The following is a 22,821-nucleotide window of genomic DNA, read 5'->3' as shown; positions in this document are numbered from 1 at the left end:
TCTAATTTCTAGGCCAAACATTATTTTCTGGATTGATATCGGGATACACATGATCTGGATCAATTACAACAGAGGTCAACTTCTCCGTTGATTGAAGCTTAAACCGCCATGACGTGTTTCGTTGCCATATCTCTACCGGCAATTTCTTCCTGATTTTCTTTCCGGATTCCGTCGTCGCTTCAATCACTACCGGCATGGGCAAGCGCTGTAGGTTTTCTATGGTGATTATTGCGCCATTTTTAGGATCTAACTTATCGTAGTCAACGGAGCGAATAGCTTGATCCAGCATCCAGTTATTTTTAAACCATCCTCGCCAAAACCATCCCAGATTTTCTCCCGTTTCGTTTTCTATGGTGCGAAAAAAATCATCGGGTGTGGGGTGTTTGTAAGCCCAAGCTGCAATATAATTCCGGAATGCGCGATCAAATCGCTCTGCGCCGATCACTTCATCGCGCAGTAATCTTAGTCCGTATGCAGGTTTATAGTAGGCGAGAGTTCCAAGGTTTCGCTCTTTCATATTTTGGGGAGACGACATGATAGGCTCTAGGTTGGGAAGAGCAAAGGCACGCGCCATACTATTTCTGTGTCCGAGGGTTCTTTGGTATTCACCCCTGTTAAACTCCTGCGTAGATAATTCATTGATGAAGCTATTAAACCCTTCATCCATCCAGGCGTGTAGGCGCTCATTGCTACCAACAATCATTGGGAACCAATTGTGTCCAAACTCATGATCGGTAACGCCCCACAAATTTCCTGCTTTTGCTTCGTATCCGCAGAATGATAGGGCAGGGTATTCCATGCCTCCCACATTTGCCGCAACGTTTACAGCTACGGGGTAGGGGTACTCTAGCCATTTCTTACTGTAATACTCGATAGAGGCTTTCGTGTATTCTGTCGAGCGCTCCCAAGCGTTATTGCCATTACTCTCTACTGGATATGCTGAGAGAGCCAACGCCTTTTTGCCACTAGGTTTATTGATTTTGGCACCGTCAATGATAAAGGCTGCCGAGGAAGCCCATGCAAAGTCGTGTGCATTTTCGAGCTTATACTTCCAGGTTAAACTGGTCTTTTTTGGACGTGAGTTTGCAGCGGTTACCTCCGTTGCAGACCGGATCGAGACTGTTTTATCACTTTCGAAGGCTTTTCTGTAGCGCGAAAGTTGGTCTGTTGTCCAGACTTCCTCCGGATTTAGCAATTCGCCGCCCGCCACCACGATATGGTTTGCTGGCGCAGTGATTTCAATGTCGTAGGCGCCATACTCTAGGTAAAACTCACCAGGCCCAGTATATGGTTCCGTATTCCAACCTTGAACATCGTCGTAAACGCAAACTCGCGGATACCACTGGGCAATAGCAAACACATCTCCGTTTTTGGTGTGAAGTATGCCCGTTCTATCTGCCCCGTATTGCGGCACGGTATATGCAAAATCGATAGTCATGGAGGTTTGCCCTCCTGAGGCTGCCAAAGGCTTAGGAAGCTCCACGCGCATACGCGTGTCAATAATCTCGTATTTAGCTTCTTCACCCTTATCAAATGTGGCCTTCGTCAGCTTAAATCCGCCCTGAAAATCAGAGTTCGCCGATCCATATCGACTATCTTCCAATGGGATGGTGGCCTGACCGCGTGAGTTTTCGTTAAAAAGATTTTGATCCAATTGTAGCCAAATATAGCCTAACTCATCTGGACTGTTATTCGTATAGTGAAGCGTTACGCTCCCGGAAACCGTATTGCTTTTATCATCCAGCTTGACTTTTATTGAATAACTGGCACTATTTTGCCAATAAGCGTGTCCCGGCTTGCCACTGGCAGAGCGATAAGCATTTCCATTGCTCGTATAGAAGATCGGATTGAACGCATCTGTGTAACTGTAGACACTCTTACTTTGTGTTTGGGCATGCACCTGTCCGAACGCCAGTAAAGCGCAAGATAGTGATGTAAAGATGATTTTACCCCTCATATGTTATTTAAATTTTCTATCGTATTCTGCTTCATCAAAACCAAGGACAATGTCGGCTCCCGCTTCAATTAAAGGTCTTTTGATCATGCTATTATTTTCTAGCAGCAAAACGTTTGCGCCTCTTGCATCAATTGCCCTAGCTTGCTCTTCCGAACTCAGCTTTCGCCACGTCGTTCCTTTTTTGTTTAGCAACGATTCCCAAGGCGTAATGTTTTCCCATTCCTCCAATTTTTCCAATGTTGCAGGCTCTTTTTTATAATCATGGAAAACATAATCCAACTTATGCTCTTCAAGCCAGTTTAACGCTTTTTTTACTGTATTGCAGTTCTTAATACCATAAATATGCAATGCCATTTTAATTTCTTGTTAGTTTAATCCGATAAAGATATTAATATATTTAAAAAAGCAGTCAGCCGGCTATCGTTTTAACCACATATTTTGTTGCAAATGGCGTTAATGAATTGTTAACGCTGCGAATTGGGCATTCTCGGATACGAGTACATCAGGGTTTTCACTATGAAAACTAAAAAATGTGCAAAAAGGTAAAAATTGAGATACATTTCTCCACTAAAATATATTCCTGTTTATTTAAAGCGTTTGATACCATCTAATGAAGTTGCCCAGGCTGACAGAAAGCAGACGAGGAGCCAAATATTTTCGTTGCGTGTATTTTTTACACTAAGCCTTGTGCTGTATTCCAAAATTACTTACCTTTAGTCGCACATAATAAAAAAAGACAAAACATATGAGCCTAAAAGATTTTAAAGGTGTTTTGACAGGAGATCAAGTTCAAGAGCTTTTCGAGATTGCTAAAACACATAAGTTTGCGTTACCTGCGGTGAACGTCATCGGTACAAACTCGATCAACGCAGTTTTGGAAACGGCAAAAGCGGTTAATTCACCTGTTATTATTCAGCTTTCCAATGGTGGAGCACAATTTTATGCAGGGAAAACATTGAACAACGATGGGCTTCAAGCCTGCATTTTGGGTGCGGTTTCTGCTGCACATCATGTTCACTTACTTGCCGAGCATTATGGTGTAGCTGTCATTCTTCATACGGATCACGCTGCCAAAAAATTGTTGCCTTGGATAGACGGTTTATTGGATGCGGGTGAGAAATTCTTTGCGCAACATGGCAAGCCTTTATTTTCTTCACATATGTTAGATTTGTCAGAAGAGCCATTAGAGGAAAACATTGAAATTTCCAGCAAGTACTTGGAACGTATGAAGCCGCTAGGTATGACTGTCGAGATTGAATTGGGTGTTACTGGTGGAGAGGAAGACGGTGTCGATAACTCTGATGTAGATAGTTCAAAATTGTATACCCAACCGGAAGAAGTAGCTTATGCTTTTGAAGAACTTTCAAAAGTATCTGATAAATTCACTGTTGCGGCCGCTTTTGGTAATGTTCATGGTGTTTACAAACCAGGGAATGTAAAACTACAGCCCGTTATCTTGAATAATTCGCAGCAGTTTATCCGTGAAAAATTCAATTTAGATGCGGAGAAGCCGGTGAATTTTGTTTTCCATGGCGGTTCTGGTTCTTCAGCGGAAGAGATAACAGAAGCACTTTCATATGGAGCTATTAAAATGAATATCGATACGGATATGCAATGGGCATTCTGGGACGGTGTTCGCGCTTATGAGTCTAAAAATCACGATTATTTACAGGCACAGATTGGAAATCCAGAAGGAAGCGATTCACCAAACAAGAAATTCTACGATCCGCGCGTATGGTTGCGGAAAGGCGAGGAGGCTTTTGTTACACGTTTAAAACAAGCTTTCAGCGAGTTGAACGCTTTAGATGTAAACAGCAAATTGTAGTCGCTATTGACTTCGTAAAATATACCAGGCCCGATGTACTCATCGGGCTTCTTTATTTCATCTTTATTCCAATTATTTACTGTAAACCTTACCAATCGCTGATAAAATAAAATTTGTTTATGTCGTCGCTTTTGCTATATTTATCACTGAAGAAGATCAATGATGAACAAGGACAAGTTTTTAAATTTTTTAAAGTTTGAAAAGCGATACTCCGCCCATACGGTTACGGCGTATGCTATGGAAATAGATAATTTCCTACTTTTCTTGGAAAGCGAAGACGTCGATTTCGAACAGGCAGACCATCGCGTTCTTCGACATTATCTAGCGCAGATGAAAGAAAAGGGGAGAGAAGCAACGAGCATCAATAGATCTATTTCGTCATTACGTTCTTTTTACAAATTTTTAAACAGAGAAGGGCTCGCTGATCGTAATCCGTTAACGCTTATCCATGCATTAAAGACCGCGCGAAAATTGCCCGTCGTGGTCGAAGAGGAGAAGATGGTAAGTTTGTTGCGCGATGGCGTTAAACAGGAAGCTAATTTTGAAGAAATTAGAGATTATCTCGTTTTGGAACTTTTGTTTGGCACAGGTATCCGTCTTGCTGAGCTACTTGCCATTCAGGAGCGGGATGTGGATACATACAATCGGAAGATTTTAATTTTTGGAAAACGAAGCAAAGAACGTTTCGTTCCCATCCATCAGGCATTGGATGCGCTTATCAAAAGATATCTTAAGCTAAAATATGATCAGAATTTCGAAAACAATTCCACTTCATTAATCGTTAACAAAGAAGGAAAGTCGGCGAGTCGATACTTGATTTACCGTACCGTGCAACACTACCTAGGCCAGATAACATCGCAAAAGAAAAAAAGCCCGCATGTGCTCAGACATACTTTTGCCACGGCTCTTTTGAACAATGGAGCAGATTTAAACGCCATTAAAGAACTGTTAGGGCATGCTGGCCTCGCTGCGACACAGGTTTACACGCACAATTCTGTAGAAAGATTAAAATCTATTTATAAACAAGCCCATCCAAAGGCTTAAAAAAAGGAGGAAAAATGAATATTACTGTGCAATCTATTAAGTTTGATGCAGATCAAAAATTGGTCGAATTTATTAAAAAGAAGACATCCAAGTTAGAACAATTTCTGGACAATATCATTGAAGGAGTATGTTATTTGCGTATAGAAAATGTTGATGACGAGTCGAATAAAGTTGTCGAACTAAAAATAAATATACCGGGAAGTCAATTGTTTGCAAAGGCACAGGCGAAAAGTTTCGAGGAGGCCACGGATGCTGTAGTAGAATCCCTGAGACGGCAGATTAATAAACATAAAACTAAAACCCGTACGACCGCCAGCAACCATAAAGAGTTGCTGAATGATGCAGGTGAAGAGTTTTAACATATTTTTTAAATGAATAGAGAAGCTGATTGAAAAATCAGCTTTTTTATTTGGATTGAATATTAATAAGGATTATATTTGTTGCATCAAGAAAAGTAGTAAATGAATTGTCCTTTAGCCCACGTAGAAGAGATTTTCGCCACAGCCAACGGTGCTGTCTATCAATGCAGCAGAAAGAACTGTTATTGGTTAGAATTTCAACATACCACAACGGCTTTCAGAATATCGGACTTCTTTTCCTTTAAGAAGCGTATCGACGCGATCAACCTTGCTTCTATGATAGACGATGCATCCCGCAGATCAGACTTTGAAATTGTAATGCCATTTCGTACGGAACGTTGTTTCCTATTGTCTGTGCAGGATGTTTTGGCTTTGCGTGAGATACTCGCAGGCGCGAAATTTATGATCGAATTGAATAGCGAGGTCAAAAAGATTCTTCGCAAAGACTGTCTTCTTGCACAGTAACTATTAGCCTTTAATTGTACTGATTCTAAACTGCTTAGGTTTTATCCTTCCTAATTTAGACTTAATTTGTATTGCATTTTTTTGTTGAGAAACGAAATTTTCTACTTTATCTTTGTACAAACAATGTAGGGAAATCATTGTTTATAGTAGTAAGGAATATAAATAGAGACATCATATGAAAGACTTATTAAAAATAAAATCTTCACTGTCTGAAGAGATCGAAAATATATTGAATGCACAGGTAAAAGTTGAGGCTCATTCTTCAGCTTTGTACCTAGCCATGTCCTCTTGGTGTGATGATCAAGGATTTGACAATTCTGCATCCTTTTTTGCGAAACAAGCGAATGAAGAACGCGAGCATATGTTAAAGTTGTTCAATTACATCAATAACCGCGGTGGTCGTGCGATATCGCCAGAGATCACCAATATACCAACTGATTTCGAGTCGTTCCGCGGGGTGTTTGAACAGACTTTAGAGCAGGAGATGTTCGTAACGGAGCAGTTTAATAACATCGCGGACAGATGTATGAAAGCGAAGGACTACGTTACCTTTAATTTTGTACAGTGGTTCTTGGAAGAACAAGTAGAAGAGGAGTATGTAGCTCGTCGTATTCTTGAACTTTTTGACGTTATCGGTGAAGAAGGTACTGGTCGTTGGGAAATTGATAGACACTTGGTAAAGGTGACATTCGACGGCGAATAAGCTATACAACGCTTAGTCTTAAAATCGGGTTATTTCTGTAGAAATAACCCGATTTTATTTATACGGAAAATGAATATGGGACGTTATAGTAGAAACTTTTACTGAATTTCATTTTTTTTGTATATTGATCTCAATCGAGCAAACGAGCAGTTTTTGTGAATAGTAATAGGTGTATCACGTTTTTGATCATAATGCTGTTGTCCTGTACATCGGGATTGCTCGACGTGCATGCCCAATCCGCAAGTAAACAAATTCGTGGAATTGTTCTGGACACTGCTTCGGTAGGTTTAAGAGGTGTCAACATTAGGTTGACAAGTTCGTCAGATACCTTACTTACTACCAGTGATCAGTATGGCCTTTATCAGTTCAAAAATGTAGGGGGCGATCAAATCAGAATTTCCTACAGTATGCTCGGGCATCAAATTGTTACTAAAACGTTGTCGAATAGTGAATCCAGCTCTTTTATAGTTATTCCGAATGTGAAACTTACCCCACAAAATTCGCTGATCGAAGGTATATCCGTTGTTAAAGTAATTCCGGTGGTGTATGGCGACGATACCATACAATATAATATGGATGCATTTAAATTTCGGCCACATTCTTTACTTGAGGAGGCATTAAAGCAGTTGCCCGGTATTCAGGTGTCGCGGGACGGTACAGTCTACGCACAAGGTAAGCGGGTCTCATCTGTCATGGTGGATGGCAAGAAGTTTTTTGGCGGAGACGTAGCTACGGCCACAAAGAACCTGCCAGCAAATTTCGTGAAGAAAATACAAGTGATTAACTATTTCGGCGATTATGCGACCGAACGCGGAATAAGGACCGAAGATCCGGAGAAAGTAATCAACATTGTTCTAAACGAAGATAGTAAACAGATAACTTTTGGACAGCTAACTGCTGGAGTGGGGACGAGCGACCGTTATATAGGGAGCGTCGGTGTGAATAGGTTTAACGATGGGCAGGAATTCTCCGTCATAGGCTCAATAAACAACACTAATACAAGTCTGTTTTCTTTTGGTTCTCCTAGTGGGGTCGGCGAGCGGGAGAAATCATTATTTGACGCCAATGATTTTGTAGACCCGACAGATGGTTTGAATAATATAAATTCATTGGGCTTCAACTTTTCCGACAATTTAGCAGAAAACACTGTCTTGAGCACGAGCTACAGCTTCGCGAATAAACGAAATGTAACAACGGGAAATTCATTTTTACGGTCGGACTACGAAATGAATAAAATATCAAACGAGGAATCATACAGAACGATGAGTGATGACTATTTTCACCGGCTTACAGCGGAGTTTAAGCACCGCTTTAAGAATAATGATATTTTAGAGATCAAGCCAGTTTTTTCCTATAATAGTGTTTACTTTGGAAATCTTCGGGAGCGCCTTATCACGAATAATCGTATCACGAATGATGGCGTTTATCGAGATACATCAAACCAAAAAAATCCAAATTTGGATGTGAATATGCTTTACGCCCGATCGTTTAAAAAGCCGGGGAGAAAGCTCGTTGCAAATCTGACCTTAAACTTTAACAGCCAAAGACGGCTCGAAGATGTCGTAGATGCCTATTCCACGGTGGATTCCTCACAGGCTCCTCCGCGACTTACTAAGTTTGATCAACATTACTACATACAGCAAACTAGTGGAACCGACGGTGTGAAAGCCTCTGTATCCTTTGTAGAGCCTTTCACTGAATCCAGCTTTATGGAGCTGTTTTACGATTATGAACTAACGGATATGACCGCTGTGAGGCGTGTCGAGGACAAACTCAAAACGGCGGAGTTTGACCAGTTTTTCTATGTCGATTCACTTGGTGTTAGTTATGATTACCGATTTCAAAGTAGTCGTGTAGGACTGAATTATCAATACATTCCCAATAAAACGTTTCGTTCTAATATTGGGTTTGCAGTGCAACCACTTACTTTAAATGGCTATCTCCCTCGGGAAGACATGTACTATAAATATGATAATGTAAATCTTGTTCCTAGCGCTGGTTTCAAATGGCGGATCAATGACGAGTTAGATTGGAGTGTGGATTATGTTGGAAAAAATAATCAGCCTAACTTTTTGCACATCATCCCGATAAGGGATAACAGTAATTCACAAAACATTGTCGTGGGGAATCCTGAGCTAAAGGCTGAATTTTCCAATCGGATCAATACTACCTTACGGAAGTTTATCACAAAACGTAGCCAGTATTTTGAGACTAACTTTGCATTTAATAAGGTTTTAAATAAAATTGTGTCTGATAAAACCGCGCTTAACACATCGACTATCCAACAAACGACCTTTCGAAATGCAGACGGTTACTACGACTTAAAATGGTATTTCCTATTCAACACTCCTTTGTTTAACGAAAGCCTGCAACTAGATTTGGTAGGGAATACAGATTACTATAATAACATATCATTTATAAACGAAGAACGCAACAAAACACAACAGTTCATCTATTCCCAATCCGTGCAAGTGCGCTATACCTGGAGCGATTACTTTGAGTCGCTTTTCAATACAAGTTACCTCTTAAATAACGCGCGTTACACGTGGCCATACAACAATGAGATTACAGCGCACAGCCTGCTGATGAGTGGTGCTACAAAAGGTTATATCAGTGACTACGTAACCTTGGGAGCGGAAGTTTCCCAACGATTTAATTCGGGATATGAAAGCAGTTTCATGAATAACAACCCTACGATTTTGAACGCCTATCTTGAGGTTTCATTCTTACCTAATAAACAAGGCCTTTTGCGGTTTCAGGGTTTCGATCTATTGGATCAAAACAAAAACATGGGCACCTATAGCGAATACATTGGTAACGACTTGTACGAGGCACGAAATAATAGACTGGGGCGCTATTTTATGGTCACATTTAATATGCGTCTTCAAAAATACCCAAAGAAAAAGTAAGCATGAATGCAATAATTATAACGGCTGCTGGGGGACCGGACGTGTTACAAATCGCTTCCCGACAAGATCCTTCTGCTGGTGAATATCAAGTATTGATAGAGGTCAGAGCCGCAGGAATAAACCGGCCTGATGTTTTACAGCGTAAAGGATATTACCCTGCGCCGCCCGGCGCGTCTGTCGATATTCCGGGCCTAGAGGTTTCCGGGGTTATCGTCGCGTTAGGTAGCGCAGTGACACGCTGGGAAATAGGCGATAAGGTATGTGCTCTGATTCCAGGTGGGGGATATGCTGAACTGGTGCTGGCCGATGCAGATGTATGTCTTCCGATACCGTCGGGACTCAGTTTTGCGGAGGCGGCGGCGCTTCCAGAGACTATCTATACGGTCTATGATAACGTATTTAGACGCGGAGGGTTAAAGCAAGGGGAGCATCTTTTGGTTCATGGTGGTTCAGGAGGTATAGGAAGTACAGCCATACAGCTAGCAAAAGCAAGCGGAGCGTTTGTGTCGACTACCGCAGGCAACTCCGATAAATGTGCCTATTGTAAGAGTTTAGGCGCAGACATCGTCGTAGACTACAAGCGGCAGGATTTTCTGAGTATTTTAAGAGATCAGAAAGTAAACGTTGTATTGGACAGTATCGGTGGCGATTACTTCGAAAAGAATATCGACCTGCTGATGCCCGACGGAAGATTGGTATACATTAATGCGGTAAACGGTAAAAATGTCGCTGTTGATTTGATGAAAGTGATGCAGAAGCGTATTGTAATCACGGGAAGCACGCTGCGGGCACGTGATGTAACATTTAAGGCACAGCTGACCAGAGAAATAGGGGCGTTTGTTTGGCCATTGATTGGAGCGTCATTTAAACCGCAGGTGTATAGGGAATTTAAGTTGGAAGATGCTGCCGCGGCACATGAATTCATGGAAACAGGAAATTTTCTTGGAAAACTAGTGTTGACTATATAGGTTGCTAAATACTTTTAGCTATGGTTTTTTAAAAGTATTTTGTATTTTTAGAAAAATATAATAAGCCTATAGCTCTATGAAGTTTAAATTTTTAGCGACACTTTTATTTAGCGGCAGCGTTTTGCTGGCACAAGCACAAGTGGTCGACAAGATTGAAAAACCAATCGATCTGGTAAGTACGTTGGTAGGTACGCAATCCACTTATTTTTTATCTACAGGAAATACCTATCCGGCGATAGCGATGCCTTGGGGTATGAACTTTTGGAGTCCGCAAACCGGCAAAATGGGCGATGGATGGATGTATATGTACACCGCAGAAAAACTGCGTGGTTTTAAACAAACACATCAGCCGTCGCCTTGGATGAATGACTACGGGCAGTTTTCCGTGATGCCTATGGTCGGAAAAAAATCGTTCGATCAGGAGGAGCGAGCAAGTTATTTCTCGCACAAAGCAGAGGTTGCTAAACCACACTATTATTCTGTTTACCTAGCAGACTACGACGTTAAAACCGAGATAACACCTACAGAACGCGCCGCGTTTTTCAGATTTACATTTCCGAAAACAAACGATGCTTATGTATTACTCGATGCATTTGATAAGGGTTCTTATGTAGAGGTTCTTCCAAAGGAGCAACGTATAATAGGCTATTCAACCAAAAATAGCGGAGGTGTGCCTGATAACTTTAAAAATTATTTTGTACTGGAATTTGATCGTCCGTTCGCGAATATCGCCACGTTTGCAGACTCTGTTCTTACGGATGGTCGATACTTGGTCAAAGCAGACCACGTGGGCGCCTTGGTTGGATTTCAAATAGCCAATGCCGGCGATCAGGTGTTGATGAAAGTAGCATCTTCTTTTATATCGAAGGAACAGGCTGCGATCAATCTAAAAGAACTAGATGGAAGCACGTTTGATCAGCGCGTTGCTACTGGTGAGGAGCAGTGGAATAACGAATTGAAGAAGATCGAGATAGAGGGCGGTTCAATTGATGACATGCGCACATTCTACTCCTGCCTTTATAGATCATTACTGTTTCCGCGCATGTTTTACGAAATTGACGCAAACGGACAGGTGGTGCATTACTCCCCTTACAACGGAAAAGTATTACCCGGCTATATGTTTACTGATACCGGCTTTTGGGATACTTTTCGTAGCTTATTTCCATTCTTAAATCTGATGTATCCTGAAATTAGCGAAAAGATGCAGGATGGCTTGGCGAATGCTTATAGGGAAAGCGGGTGGCTGCCTGAATGGGCAAGCCCTGGATTGCGGAGTGTCATGGTGGGAAACAACTCCGCCTCAGTGGTAGCTGACGCATGGGTAAAAGGAATCCGTTCCAAAGATATAGAGACATTGTATGAAGCCGTAATACACGGTGCTAACCATGCCGGGCCGCTGCCAGCCGTCGGTCGAGCAGGCGCGTCATATTACACCAGCTTGGGTTATGTTCCTTATGATGTGGATATCAATGAGAACGCTGCACGCACATTAGAATATGCGTATGATGATTTTGCGATTTACCAGTTAGCAAAATCGCTGAACAAGTCTACAGAGGATATTACGCGCTACAAACAACGTTCATACAACTACGAGAAGCTTTTTGATCCAGCTACGGGACTTATGCGAGGCAAAAACAAGGACGGTCAATTCCAATCTCCTTTCAATCCATTTAAATGGGGTGATGCCTTTACCGAGGGTAACAGCTGGCACTATACCTGGTCTGTCTTTCAAGATGTGGAAGGCTTGGCTAAACTGATGGGTGGACACCAGGCTATGGAAATTAAGTTGGATTCCGTGTTTAGTCTGCCGCCTATTTTTGATGATTCGTATTATGGTTTTCCAATTCATGAGATACGGGAAATGCAGGTTGCCAACATGGGGCAGTATGCGCATGGCAATCAGCCTATCCAACACATGATTTATTTGTATAACCATGTGGGTGCTCCATGGAAAGCGCAGTATTGGGTAAGAGAAACTATGAAAAGGATGTATTCACCGAATCCGGATGGTTACTGCGGTGATGAAGATAATGGACAAACATCCGCTTGGTACGTCTTTTCGGCATTAGGCTTCTATCCGGTAACGCCGGCAACAGATGAATATGTGTTAGGAGCCCCACTTTTCAAAAAAGCTACCTTAAATTTAGCTAATGGCAAGAAGGTCACGATAAATGCGCAAAACAATTCCGTGGAGAATAGGTATGTCCACAACCTAAAATGGAACGGTAAAAATCATACGAAAAATTTTGTAAAGCACAGTGAGTTACTAAAAGGAGCTACGCTTAATTTCGATATGCGTTCGGAACCGAATAAAAACAGAGGTGTGAACAAAGCAGATTTGCCATTCTCCCTTAGTAAGGACGATAAATAATTGAGTCATAGTAGGAGGGCGGCATTGCTAAGTACGCATAAATCGAAAGAGTTGTTAGACTTTTTATGGTTAGTGTGTACTGCAGCAGTGCCGCCTTTTTTTCGTTTAGTCTAATGACGCTGCGTTCAGACGTAATGAATTTAGAATAACGGATACAGAACTTAAGCTCATCGCAGCCGCCGCCAACATGGGTGACATCAATATGCCGAAGGGCATGAATAGTAAACCTGCCGCAATCGGAATCCCGATAACATTATATAAAAAGGCGAAAGCTAAATTTTGCTTTACATTGCTAATCATCTTATGGCTGAGCGCAATCGCTTTTGTTACCCCTTTCAAATCGCCTTTGACCAGCGTAACCTCCGCGCTATGAATGGCAATGTCGCTTCCTGTTCCCATGGCGATACCAACATCCGCCTGCGTAAGTGCTGGTGCATCGTTGATACCATCGCCGGCCATCGCCACAACGTGTCCCTGGTTTTGTAATTTTTTCAGCTCGTTCAATTTATCTGCCGGAAGCATATTTGCTTTGAAACTCGCTATACCGGCTTGTTTAGCAACAATTTTCGCTGTATTCTCATTATCCCCTGTGAACATCTGTATGTCAATACCCTGTTCTTGTATCCGGGCGATCGCTTCTTTACTACTCGCTTTTATTTCGTCGCTTATCGCGACAATGCCCGCGACTTCCCCGTCTATGGCCAGCAATGATATGCTATTGCCTTGTTCCTGCAATTCAATAAGACGTTCTTGGGCAGCGTCGGATAAGTTTACTTCATTCTCTTCCATTAATTTGCGCGTACCTAGCAATACGTGCATGTGAAATATTTTTCCGGAGACACCTTTTCCAGTTAAATTTTCGAAAGCCGTCACATCCAGCAAAGACAGTGATTTTTCCTGTGCATGATTAACGATCGCCTGTGCCAACGGGTGTGAGCTCACTTTATTAACGGATGCCGCTATCTGCAAAATATCATCTGTCGTGAATTGTTGAGGGGCAGTAGACTTCACCGCGCTCACTTTCGGTTTGCCCTCCGTCACCGTGCCCGTTTTATCTACGATCAATGTGTCAACCTTTTTAAGTAGTTCAAATGTCGACGCATTTTTAAACAAAATCCCAGTTTTAGCCCCTTTGCCTACGGCAACCATTACAGACATAGGTGTTGCTAATCCCAAAGCGCACGGACAGGCGACAATCAATACGGCAAGCATATTATTAAATGCAAACGCGTAATCTGGTTCTGCACCGATCATCGACCAAATCAATAATGTGCCAATGGCTATAGCGATGACGATAGGTACAAAGATGCGCGATACCTTGTCGGTGAGCTTTTGGATCGGAGCCTGGCTACGGCTAGCCTCATTAACGAGCTGAATAATTTGCGATAATACGGTGGAGTTTCCCACGTGGCTGGCCTTCATTTGAAAGCTATGATTTCCATTTATCGTCCCTCCAATTACGTTATCACCTATTGTCTTTTCTACATGAATAGGTTCGCCCGTGATCATAGACTCATCAACGCTGCTCGTTCCTTCAATAATTTCGCCATCAATAGGGATTTTATCGCCCGGACGAACCTGAAGCAGGTTGCCGACCTTTATATCGGAGACCGGAATTTTCCTCTGTTCGCTACCTTCAATTAAAATCGCCTCGGCAGGTGCCAATCGAATTAGCTCTTTAATAGCAGAACTGGTTTTGGCATGCGCCTTTGCTTCCATAAGCTGTCCTAGCAGCACTAAGGTCAGGATAACGCAAACTGATTCAAAATATAGCGGTACGTGCTGCATACTCCCGTTCCCATGTCCCAATACATTTGGAAAAAGGAGCACTATTACGCTATAAACAAAGGCGGCTCCTGCACCTAAGCCTATCAAGCTGAACATATTCAAACGCCAAGTTTTGAATGATATCCAGGCACGTTCAAAAAACATCCAGCAGGTATAACAGACGATTGGCAGTGTAAACATCAACTGCATCCAGCCGTTAGTATGTACAGGAATCAATCTGCTAACGGGCGCGCCAGGCAGCATATCTCCCATGGCTAGGAGAAAAACTGGCACGGTGCATCCGACACTAATCCAAAATTTCCGCTGCAATGCGTGGTATACTGGATCGCTAGTTTCCTCGATGTGCTTTGCAACAAGATCCATTCCGCATATCGGGCAACTTCCTGGGTGATCTTGAACAACTTCGGGATGCATCGGACATACGTATTCGACCTGTAATGTCATGTCTGGAATTTTCTCCAAGTTCATTCCGCATACTGGACATGATCCGAACTCATCATACACTTTGTCGCCCTCACAATGCATCGGACAATAAAATTTTCCGGCATGGGAAGCATCATGCTTGATCGAAGGTTCATGTCCCATTGGCCTATGTGTTTGCCGATCTATTGTTTCTACAGGCACCAAAAACATATGACAAACAGGGCACCTTCCTTGCTCATCATAGGTTTGATCATCTCCTTCGCAGAACATTGGACAAACATATGTGCCGCTCTCCGATTCGGCAAGCGACGGTGCTTTAATCTTCTTATCGGAACCTAAGGGTACAATTTCATAATGCCCTAGGGAGTCCAATTGATTTTGGAAATCTTCCAATGCATACTCTTTAGAGGTTTCTATATCAACCAGTCCCTTTTCCAAACTCACTACGGCTTCAACACCGTCTAAATCATTAAGCCGCTGCTGAACAAGGTTTTGGCAGCCACTACAAGTCATTCCTAAAATTTTATATTGATTTTTCATCGCGTTCTAAATTTTACTCCACACTATTGTTACAAATTCGCGTTCAACTTCATCGCCATTTTTACTTAACACCATCTCCTTATCGCGAATGATTGAATGAAGGGTAAGCACATCCGGATCGGCAAAGCGCAAAACATCTTCCTGTTCATAAAGATTAAAGCCATAGGCCGTGAAAGGCAGCATTTCCATAAAGCTTTTAGTGGCGAATGTGAAAGCTAATTTGCCGTTCTTGGCTAATAAACCGCTTAGCTTGGTTGTGAAAGTTGCGGGGTCATCTATAAAGTAAATGGTATTTACAGCGAAAATACAGGAAAATGAAGCGAGAGGGTAGGGAAATTCCTGCCCGTCATAAAGCCGAAAATCTGCTCTTCCGGATACTATAGATGCTTGGTTTACCTGCATAGCTAGTTGATGCATGCTTGTTGAGATTTCCAAACCAGAATAGTGTACGTTGCTGTTTGCAGCTAAAAATGGTGTTACGTGGCTCGCATTGCCGTGTCCCAGTTCTAGCACATGTTGTCCAGGTTGCACGGATAGCGCATGCCATGCCTGTTTGGTCATGCCATAGTTGGTTTCTTCCATCATTTGGGCTAAGCGTAAACCTTCTTCGCCGCTGGGATGGGCTAGCTGTGCAGCTAATCTTTTCAGCTCATCTATTGTTGCCATATGTTCTTTCTTTGCTAAAAAACAAAGTTCAATAATTCGAATGAACAGCGGCTTATATTTTTTTTGCTATGTTTTATATAATTCGAGATCCAGCTCTGCTGTGCACAGCTTACGGTCAAAGCTGATCGAGATTTTGCCGGAGATCTTTTGCTGTTTTTTTGAAAGCGGAAGGTGTATACCCGGTCACCTTTTTAAACTGGCTACTGAGGTGCGCCACGCTACTGTAATTTAATCTGTAAGCGATCTCTTTTAAGTTGAGCTCATCATAGCTAAGTAGTTCCTTTACACGCTCTATCTTCTGCCTGATAAAGTATTTTTCGATAGTATAGGGTTCATGTTGACTAAAAATAGTGCTTAATGTTGCATAATCTTTATGAAGGCGATTTGACAAGTACACGGATAAGGTTTGTTCCAATGCATTATTGCTGGAATGCACCAGCGCTATTATACAGGTTTTTATACTTTCTATATCTTTTAATCGGCTGTCGGTTAGTAAACTAAATCCTAGTGATTCTAGTTGTTGTTCGAGGCCTTCTAGCTGCTCGGTTGCCACGTCTTGATCAGCGACTTGCACCGAACCCAACTCCACGTTCACGACTTTTAAGCCCGCTTCTTGAAAAGCCGTCTCAACAACCATCTTGCAGCGCGCACAGACCATATTTTTAATAAAGAATTTCATTTACTACTTTGATGTAGGCGAAATCTACGAAAAATATGCAAGAAAAACGTCTTGTAACAATGTCGATATTAACTTGCAGTTTACAGGGGCTATTATTATAAAGTTTGCTATCTTGGTTACACTAATTTGTAAACCGTACATAAATGGCTTTTAATAAATTCTCTTCTGCGGTACGTGTCGGCGCAATCGGAATAAAAGGAATGGGTTGGAATAACCTGCAAGCGATCTTAAAAATTGATGCTGTGAAATGCACGGCAATTTGTGATATCGACGACGCTGTATTAAGCAGTAGAGGTGCAGAATTGGATGCTATGGGTATTAAACCCACCGTTTATAAAGATTACACGCAACTACTTCTTGATAAAAATGTTGATGTAGTAATAATTGCAACGCCTGATCATTGGCACTGCCTTCAAGCGGTGGATGCGATGGCCGCGGGTAAAGATATTTATGTAGAAAAGCCGTTGGCAAACTCCATTGCCGAATGCGAGGCCGTGGTAAATGCTAATAAGAAGTACAAACGGATTGTTCAGGTAGGGCAGTGGCAACGCAGCCAGAAACATTTTCAAGATGCCGTCTCTTTCGTGCATAGTGGCAAGTTGGGTAAAATTAGAACGGTGAAGGCTTGGGCTTATTTAGGTTGGAAGAAACGAGTGGAAGAGAAGCCTGATACCAATGTGCCCGAGGGCGTAGATTACTTGTTATGGCAGGGACCTGCGGAGCGGCATACGTTTAATCCTAATCGATTTCATTACGACTTTCGTTGGTACTGGGATTACGCGGGCGGATTAATGACTGATTGGGGCGTACATCTCTTGGATTACGCATTACTTGGAATGCAAGTGCATAGCCCTAGGTCTATTATGGCTACCGGCGGTAAATTTGCCTATCCGGATGATGCTGGTGATACGCCCGACACCTTAACCACCGTGTATGAATTTGACGGTTTCAACATTATTTGGGAACATGCGACGAGCATTAGTAATGGTCCCTACAACCGAGAACATGGGATCGCCTTTATCGGCGATCTGGGTACACTGGTGTTGGATAGGGGCGGTTGGGAGGTCATCCCCGAAAAAGGGAAGATGGAAGCGGTTTCTCTTCAAAAAAGGGTAGATTCTGGTCTAGATCTACACATGGAAAATTTTATCACCGCAGTAAGGCAAAGAGATCCTTCGCTTATACTGGCTCCACTGGAAGATGCTGCCCATATTGCTAAGTTGTCGCACATGGGAAATATAGCCTACCGGACGGGAGACAGGTTAATCTGGAGTGAGCGCGACAGTCATTTCGTTCAAAAAGATGCGAATGCATATCTAGCAGCGCGCTATCAAAACGGCTATCACCTTCCAGTCATCTAATACACACTACAAAATTCCATTAGCGATATGAAAAGAAAAGACTTTATTCGCCAGGCATCCTTCCTCGCCGCCTCCAGCTTCTTGCTAAAAGCGCAAGCTTTTTCACAACCTTCAAAACCTTTACGCGTTGCCCTTATTGGGGTAAACGGTATGGGCTGGTCCAATTTGAACGCTATTTTAAAAGTCCCCGGTGTAGTCTGTACGGCACTATGTGATGTAGACGAACGTGTGCTTGATAAGCGCATCAAAGAATTAGCCGAAAGAAAAATAACCGTTAAGCGATTTATAGACTACAATGAAGTATTAAAAAACGATGCCATAGATGCGGTTATTGTAGCGACGCCCGATCATTGGCATTGCCTACAGATGGTGGAAGCGGTGAAAGCGGGCAAGCATGTTTACGTGGAAAAGCCACTTGGAAATTCTATCAAGGAATGTGAGGTGATGACCGCTGCTGCTGCAAAACACGATAAAATGGTTCAGGTAGGCCAATGGCAACGCAGTCAGCAACATTTTAAAGATGCTATTGCTTATGTGCAAAGTGGTAAGCTAGGCAAGATTAGATTAGTGAAAGCATGGGCTTATCAAGGTTGGATGAAAAGCATTCCCGTAAAGCCCGATGTAAGTGTTCCGGCGGGTGTACATTACGATAAATGGTTGGGGCCTGCAAAAAAGCGCCCCTTTAACCCTAACCGCTTTCATTTTGAATTCCGCTGGTTTTGGGATTATGCCGGTGGTTTAATGACAGACTGGGGCGTACACATGCTTGACTACGCATTAATGGGCATGAACGTGTCTAATCCAAAATCAATCATGGCTGCTGGTGGTAAATTTGCATATCCAGACGATGCCGCGGAAACGCCAGATACTTTAACTACTGTCTTTGAGTTTGATGATTTTAATATTCAATGGGAACATGCAAATGGAATTGATTTGGGACCTTACGAAAGAAATCACGGCGTAGCTTTTATCGGGAATAATGGAACGTTAGTGCTCAATCGGCAGGGTTGGGAGGTAATACCGGAAAAAGGACGGATGGAAGCGGTACCGCTTCAAAAATCTGTGGATAGTGGGTTAGACAAGCACATGGAAAATTTCGTAGAGGCTATTCGGAAAAACGATAAAAAACATTTGCATGCACCGGTAGAAGCGGGAGCACATATAGCGATTTTTTCCCAAATGGGTAACATTGCCTATCGGACTAAGAAAAAGCTGTTTTGGGATAGTGATAAGCGAAAATTCGATGATCCTGAAGCCAATAAATTCCTGGCGGCAACCTATCAAAACGGCTACAAATTACCAGAGGGGTAGCGGAAAACGAGCACGGTAAGAAGCGAATTTAAGAATCATAAAGTCAGCGATAGCGCGATTTGCAAAGTCTTGAAATCGGAGTGTAGCAGCAGTGTCATATCTGCCCATGCGGATGAAAGGCTTGGAAAATTAGTTAATTTGTCTTATATTTGTATCACACCTCACTATACAGAAGCTTCCTTGCTCCATTTGAGTATTGGAATTACCGTACCTGGGAAAACAACAATAAATTATTTAATATTTAAAGCACTGCATGGGAAAAAGCCAGATTACATTTAACAAAAAAGAACGAGTAAAGAAACAACAGCTTAAGAAGCAGCATAAGCAAGAGCGACGCGAAATGCATAAGTTGGAAAATGACAAAGGCAAGTCTTTAGAAGATATGTTTGCCTATGTCGATGAATTCGGTAATATATCGAATACGCCGCCAGAGAAAAAGTATGAATTCAAAGAGACAGATCTCTTACGACCAGTAGAGTTGGACGAGTATCAGTACGGAAAGGTATCATACTATAATGAACAAGGACGCTACGGCTTCATTCGCGATAATCTTACGAGCCAAACTGTATATTTCAATGATTTATTGGCAGGTAAGGTGTTGCAGCTTAATCAAAAAGTTAAATATAAATCTGTTCGCACGAAACAGGGAAATCAAATTTCCGAAGTGTCTGTAAACGTATAATTGTTTAATATTTCATATAGGGCGGCTCATATTATATATGTGCCGCTTTTTTATTTTCCGCCTTAGCTATAGCGTGTTCATAGGCTTTACTTCCTGAAACGCAGATCATGCAGTACAGGTATACCTTGTAAAATGTTTACGAAACCCGGTATGCTTGGCGTGCTAATAACTTCCACGATTGACCCACTTTTACCCACGTAAGAACAATGCCTAATTTTATATTGGCAACACCTTTGCCAGGATCGTCTGTCTCCGCAGTCAGTATATGGCGGACTATAGCCGTGTTTTTTAATATGGAGATCTTTTGATCCGACAACTCAATTGTTTTGAACACCGAAGCTCCGGATAAAAATGCATGGATAAATTCTTTTTTGGTTTCTATCTTTCCGCTCGAATGACCGTATGTTAATTCTTCAGCTGCTAAGTCATTCAAGACCGCTTCGTCCGGTTTAAGCATAGCATCTTTAAGCTTTTCGACGGAAGCTTCTACGGTAGCTTTCGAAGTTTGTTGGGCGTAGCTCGATAATGTACATATGCTAACAAGCGATAACGTAATTAAGGTGGCCAAATTTTTCTTTAACATGAGTAGGTTTTTAAGTTTATATTGACCGAAAGTAATAAATGACACGCATTTATCCAATAAAAGCAGCGCAAAAAAAAAGCTTAGCACCTAGACGGGCTCCATATTCTATAACACTGTAATGGAGAAAAAGCTTGATCAGCTGGAAAAATCTAACTAGTTGCGCTAAAGGTATCGGATTACATCTCGTCTACGATGGATTTCTGTAGCAATTTTGGTATAGTTAAACAGGGTTTACCAGATTTAATAGACGTGTCAAACGAAGGGGAAATACGTGATGAGAGGGAGTAAATACTTGAAATGCTCAGGAAGGCGGGTTGACTATACACGCTAAAACGCTTTAATAACGTTGCTAAGCCATAAAAGTTTTGCACGAAAGAGCAATGGCAACAGTCTATGAGTCTATTGCCCCGTGCGGAATAAGCTCATATTCAAGTATAAAAAACGGCGTCTGATTTTTAGCTGTGAGGAAACGAAGGCGATATTTGCTGCCGCCCTGCTATAATAGGGTTTTAGAAGATTATTAGTTAACTTTACTAACCAGAAAAATAGGATAGTTTGGATTAGTTTTTGATGTTGGAAGGCGTGCTAAATAACGAAACCTCTACTGTTCCTATGTACTTATTAGCAGTATACATGTTTATGAGAACGATGAAAAATAAACGCTTTTTCGGATGGTAACATTACATCTGCAAAAGTACTTTAAGATAATATAGCTTAGATGATTCTAATAGTCGATGACAAGCCTGAAAATATATACTCTCTAAAAAAGCTTTTAGAGTCTAAAGATTTTCCGGTGGATACAGCATTATCAGGCGAGGAGGCCTTAAAGAAGGTGTTGCGTAACGATTATGCGTTAATAATACTTGATGTACAGATGCCGGGCATTGATGGTTTTGAGGTTGCGGAGACACTCTCTGGTTTCAGCAAGACAAAGGACATCCCAATAATATTCCTTTCGGCCGTGAATACGGACAAAAAATTTATCACCAAGGGATATGCTTCCGGAGGTATAGATTATGTTACGAAGCCTGTAGATCCCGATATTTTGATGTTGAAGGTGAAAACATTTTATCGCCTTTACGAGCAAACCCTTGCGTTGAATGAAACGCAGCGAATTTTACGTAGTGAAATTGAAAGTCGGAAGCAGGCGCAGACCGCATTGAAAGAGCGGGTGGACTATCTGCATCTTATATTGGAATCTTTACCGCAAATCGCTTTTACCGCAAACCACGAAGGACGGATAGACTTCGTGAACAATAAATGGTTTCGGTATTCCAACAATTCCGCCATATTTCCGGAAACGGCCGCTGATGACAAGTCCATTCGCGACGCGTGGCTGCTTTCCATGATGACACACAGCTCGCTAGAAATGGAAGTTCGCATTAAAGAAATTGATGCGGATAGTTTTAGATCGCACCTCCTTCGTGTTATCCCTATAAAGGAACAAGGAAAAGTAACCAGATGGGTGGGCACATTTACTGATATCGAAGACAGGAAGCAGGTAGAAAAAAAGAAAGATGAATTTCTGAGCATCGCCAGCCATGAGTTAAAGACGCCTTTGACCAGCATTAAAGCGTATACCCAATTGCTAGGTAGAACCGTTTCGCATGATGAAGAGCATCCAGCGAATAAATACGTAGATAAAGTTCAAGTACAAGTGTCGAAGCTTAATAGCTTGATAACAGATTTATTAGACATATCGAAAATTGAAAATGGTAAGCTTAAAATGAATATGCATCCGTTCAATTTTGAAGATCTTCTAACGAATGTGATAGACACGATTTGTCATACCCATGAAAAGTGTCCTCGTATTGATCGAGTTGGAGACTGTCTAGACATATCCGTCGTGGGCGACGAAATCCGAATTGAGCAAGTCATTATTAATTATCTAACAAATGCTATTAAGTATTCGCCAAACAGCGAGCGCATAATTATCAAAACAAACAATGAATCTGCAGCCCTCAGAGTCGAGGTGCAAGATTTTGGGATTGGCATTCCGCCGCACAAGCAGAAAGACATCTTCAATAAGTTTTATCGCGTCGAAGAATCATCTGTGAAATTTCAGGGATTGGGTATCGGGCTCTATATCTGCTCAGAGATCATCCGTCAGCACCATGGAACTTTTGGATTAGAAAGTGAAGTTGGAAAAGGATCTACGTTTTATTTTACCATACCACTAAATTAACC

At 42.0% G+C, this 22,821-nt stretch carries 18 protein-coding genes; 12 read left to right on the top strand and 6 right to left on the bottom strand.

The features are described from left to right. Position 1: 1 nt before the first annotated feature. A complete protein-coding gene (locus DI53_RS18975) occupies positions 2-1,957 on the bottom strand; it encodes a M1 family metallopeptidase (RefSeq protein WP_037503623.1) in 1,956 nt (651 codons plus the stop codon). Between the two features lie 3 nt (positions 1,958-1,960). Continuing rightward, on the bottom strand, positions 1,961-2,311 hold the full coding sequence (locus tag DI53_RS18970) for an ArsC family reductase (RefSeq protein ID WP_052072579.1): 351 nt from the start codon (positions 2,309-2,311) through the stop codon (positions 1,961-1,963). A 391-nt stretch (positions 2,312-2,702) separates the two neighbouring features. On the opposite strand from DI53_RS18970, the gene fbaA reads away from it, so the two are divergent. From fbaA to DI53_RS18930, 8 genes are all read left to right on the top strand, one after another. Then, positions 2,703-3,782: a class II fructose-bisphosphate aldolase gene (gene fbaA / locus DI53_RS18965; RefSeq protein WP_037503620.1), complete on the top strand. Its 1,080-nt coding sequence runs from the start codon at positions 2,703-2,705 to the stop codon at positions 3,780-3,782. 159 nt (positions 3,783-3,941) lie between these two features. Beyond that, positions 3,942-4,826, top strand: coding sequence for a tyrosine-type recombinase/integrase (locus DI53_RS18960; RefSeq protein WP_338056465.1), 885 nt, complete (start codon positions 3,942-3,944; stop codon positions 4,824-4,826). A 14-nt stretch (positions 4,827-4,840) separates the two neighbouring features. Further along, complete coding sequence (gene hpf, locus DI53_RS18955; protein WP_037503617.1) at positions 4,841-5,185, top strand: ribosome hibernation-promoting factor, HPF/YfiA family; 345 nt, start codon at positions 4,841-4,843, stop codon at positions 5,183-5,185. A 102-nt stretch (positions 5,186-5,287) separates the two neighbouring features. Further along, positions 5,288-5,650: a hypothetical protein gene (locus DI53_RS18950; protein ID WP_037503614.1), complete on the top strand. Its 363-nt coding sequence runs from the start codon at positions 5,288-5,290 to the stop codon at positions 5,648-5,650. Between the two features lie 175 nt (positions 5,651-5,825). Next, entirely contained in the window at positions 5,826-6,353 is a 528-nt protein-coding gene (locus tag DI53_RS18945) for a ferritin (RefSeq protein ID WP_037503611.1), read from the top strand. 155 nt (positions 6,354-6,508) lie between these two features. Continuing rightward, positions 6,509-9,262, top strand: a complete 2,754-nt coding sequence (locus DI53_RS18940; RefSeq protein WP_241462483.1) for an outer membrane beta-barrel protein — start codon at positions 6,509-6,511, stop codon at positions 9,260-9,262. Between the two features lie 2 nt (positions 9,263-9,264). Continuing rightward, positions 9,265-10,230: an NAD(P)H-quinone oxidoreductase gene (locus tag DI53_RS18935; RefSeq protein ID WP_037503608.1), complete on the top strand. Its 966-nt coding sequence runs from the start codon at positions 9,265-9,267 to the stop codon at positions 10,228-10,230. A 76-nt stretch (positions 10,231-10,306) separates the two neighbouring features. Then, complete coding sequence (locus tag DI53_RS18930) at positions 10,307-12,601, top strand: GH92 family glycosyl hydrolase (protein ID WP_037503605.1); 2,295 nt, start codon at positions 10,307-10,309, stop codon at positions 12,599-12,601. 105 nt (positions 12,602-12,706) lie between these two features. Here DI53_RS18930 and DI53_RS18925 read toward each other — a convergent pair whose 3' ends face one another. The 3 genes from DI53_RS18925 to DI53_RS18915 all read right to left on the bottom strand — a co-directional run bounded on the left by DI53_RS18925 (position 12,707) and on the right by DI53_RS18915 (position 16,697). Beyond that, a complete protein-coding gene (locus DI53_RS18925; protein ID WP_037503602.1) occupies positions 12,707-15,352 on the bottom strand; it encodes a heavy metal translocating P-type ATPase in 2,646 nt (881 codons plus the stop codon). A 6-nt stretch (positions 15,353-15,358) separates the two neighbouring features. After that, positions 15,359-16,018 (bottom strand): class I SAM-dependent methyltransferase, encoded by a 660-nt coding sequence (locus DI53_RS18920; protein WP_037503599.1) that lies wholly within the window; start codon positions 16,016-16,018, stop codon positions 15,359-15,361. Positions 16,019-16,133: 115 nt separating this feature from the next. Beyond that, positions 16,134-16,697: a helix-turn-helix domain-containing protein gene (locus DI53_RS18915; RefSeq protein ID WP_037503596.1), complete on the bottom strand. Its 564-nt coding sequence runs from the start codon at positions 16,695-16,697 to the stop codon at positions 16,134-16,136. A gap of 143 nt (positions 16,698-16,840) precedes the next feature. On the opposite strand from DI53_RS18915, the gene DI53_RS18910 reads away from it, so the two are divergent. The 3 genes from DI53_RS18910 to DI53_RS18900 all read left to right on the top strand — a co-directional run bounded on the left by DI53_RS18910 (position 16,841) and on the right by DI53_RS18900 (position 20,051). Beyond that, positions 16,841-18,058: a Gfo/Idh/MocA family protein gene (locus DI53_RS18910; protein ID WP_037503593.1), complete on the top strand. Its 1,218-nt coding sequence runs from the start codon at positions 16,841-16,843 to the stop codon at positions 18,056-18,058. Between the two features lie 27 nt (positions 18,059-18,085). Then, positions 18,086-19,369, top strand: coding sequence for a Gfo/Idh/MocA family protein (locus DI53_RS18905; RefSeq protein ID WP_037503590.1), 1,284 nt, complete (start codon positions 18,086-18,088; stop codon positions 19,367-19,369). 253 nt (positions 19,370-19,622) lie between these two features. Next, positions 19,623-20,051, top strand: coding sequence for a cold-shock protein (locus DI53_RS18900; RefSeq protein WP_037503587.1), 429 nt, complete (start codon positions 19,623-19,625; stop codon positions 20,049-20,051). A 136-nt stretch (positions 20,052-20,187) separates the two neighbouring features. Here DI53_RS18900 and DI53_RS18895 read toward each other — a convergent pair whose 3' ends face one another. Beyond that, positions 20,188-20,634, bottom strand: coding sequence for a nuclear transport factor 2 family protein (locus DI53_RS18895; RefSeq protein ID WP_037503584.1), 447 nt, complete (start codon positions 20,632-20,634; stop codon positions 20,188-20,190). Positions 20,635-21,352: 718 nt separating this feature from the next. On the opposite strand from DI53_RS18895, the gene DI53_RS18890 reads away from it, so the two are divergent. Next, a complete protein-coding gene (locus tag DI53_RS18890; protein WP_037503582.1) occupies positions 21,353-22,819 on the top strand; it encodes an ATP-binding response regulator in 1,467 nt (488 codons plus the stop codon). The last annotated feature ends 2 nt before the right edge of the window (positions 22,820-22,821 follow it).

The organism is Sphingobacterium deserti, from assembly GCF_000757725.1.
Classification (GTDB): domain Bacteria; phylum Bacteroidota; class Bacteroidia; order Sphingobacteriales; family Sphingobacteriaceae; genus Sphingobacterium; species Sphingobacterium deserti.
Note: the sequence above shows the minus strand (reverse complement) of the source record. Positions and strands in the feature narration are given on the sequence as shown.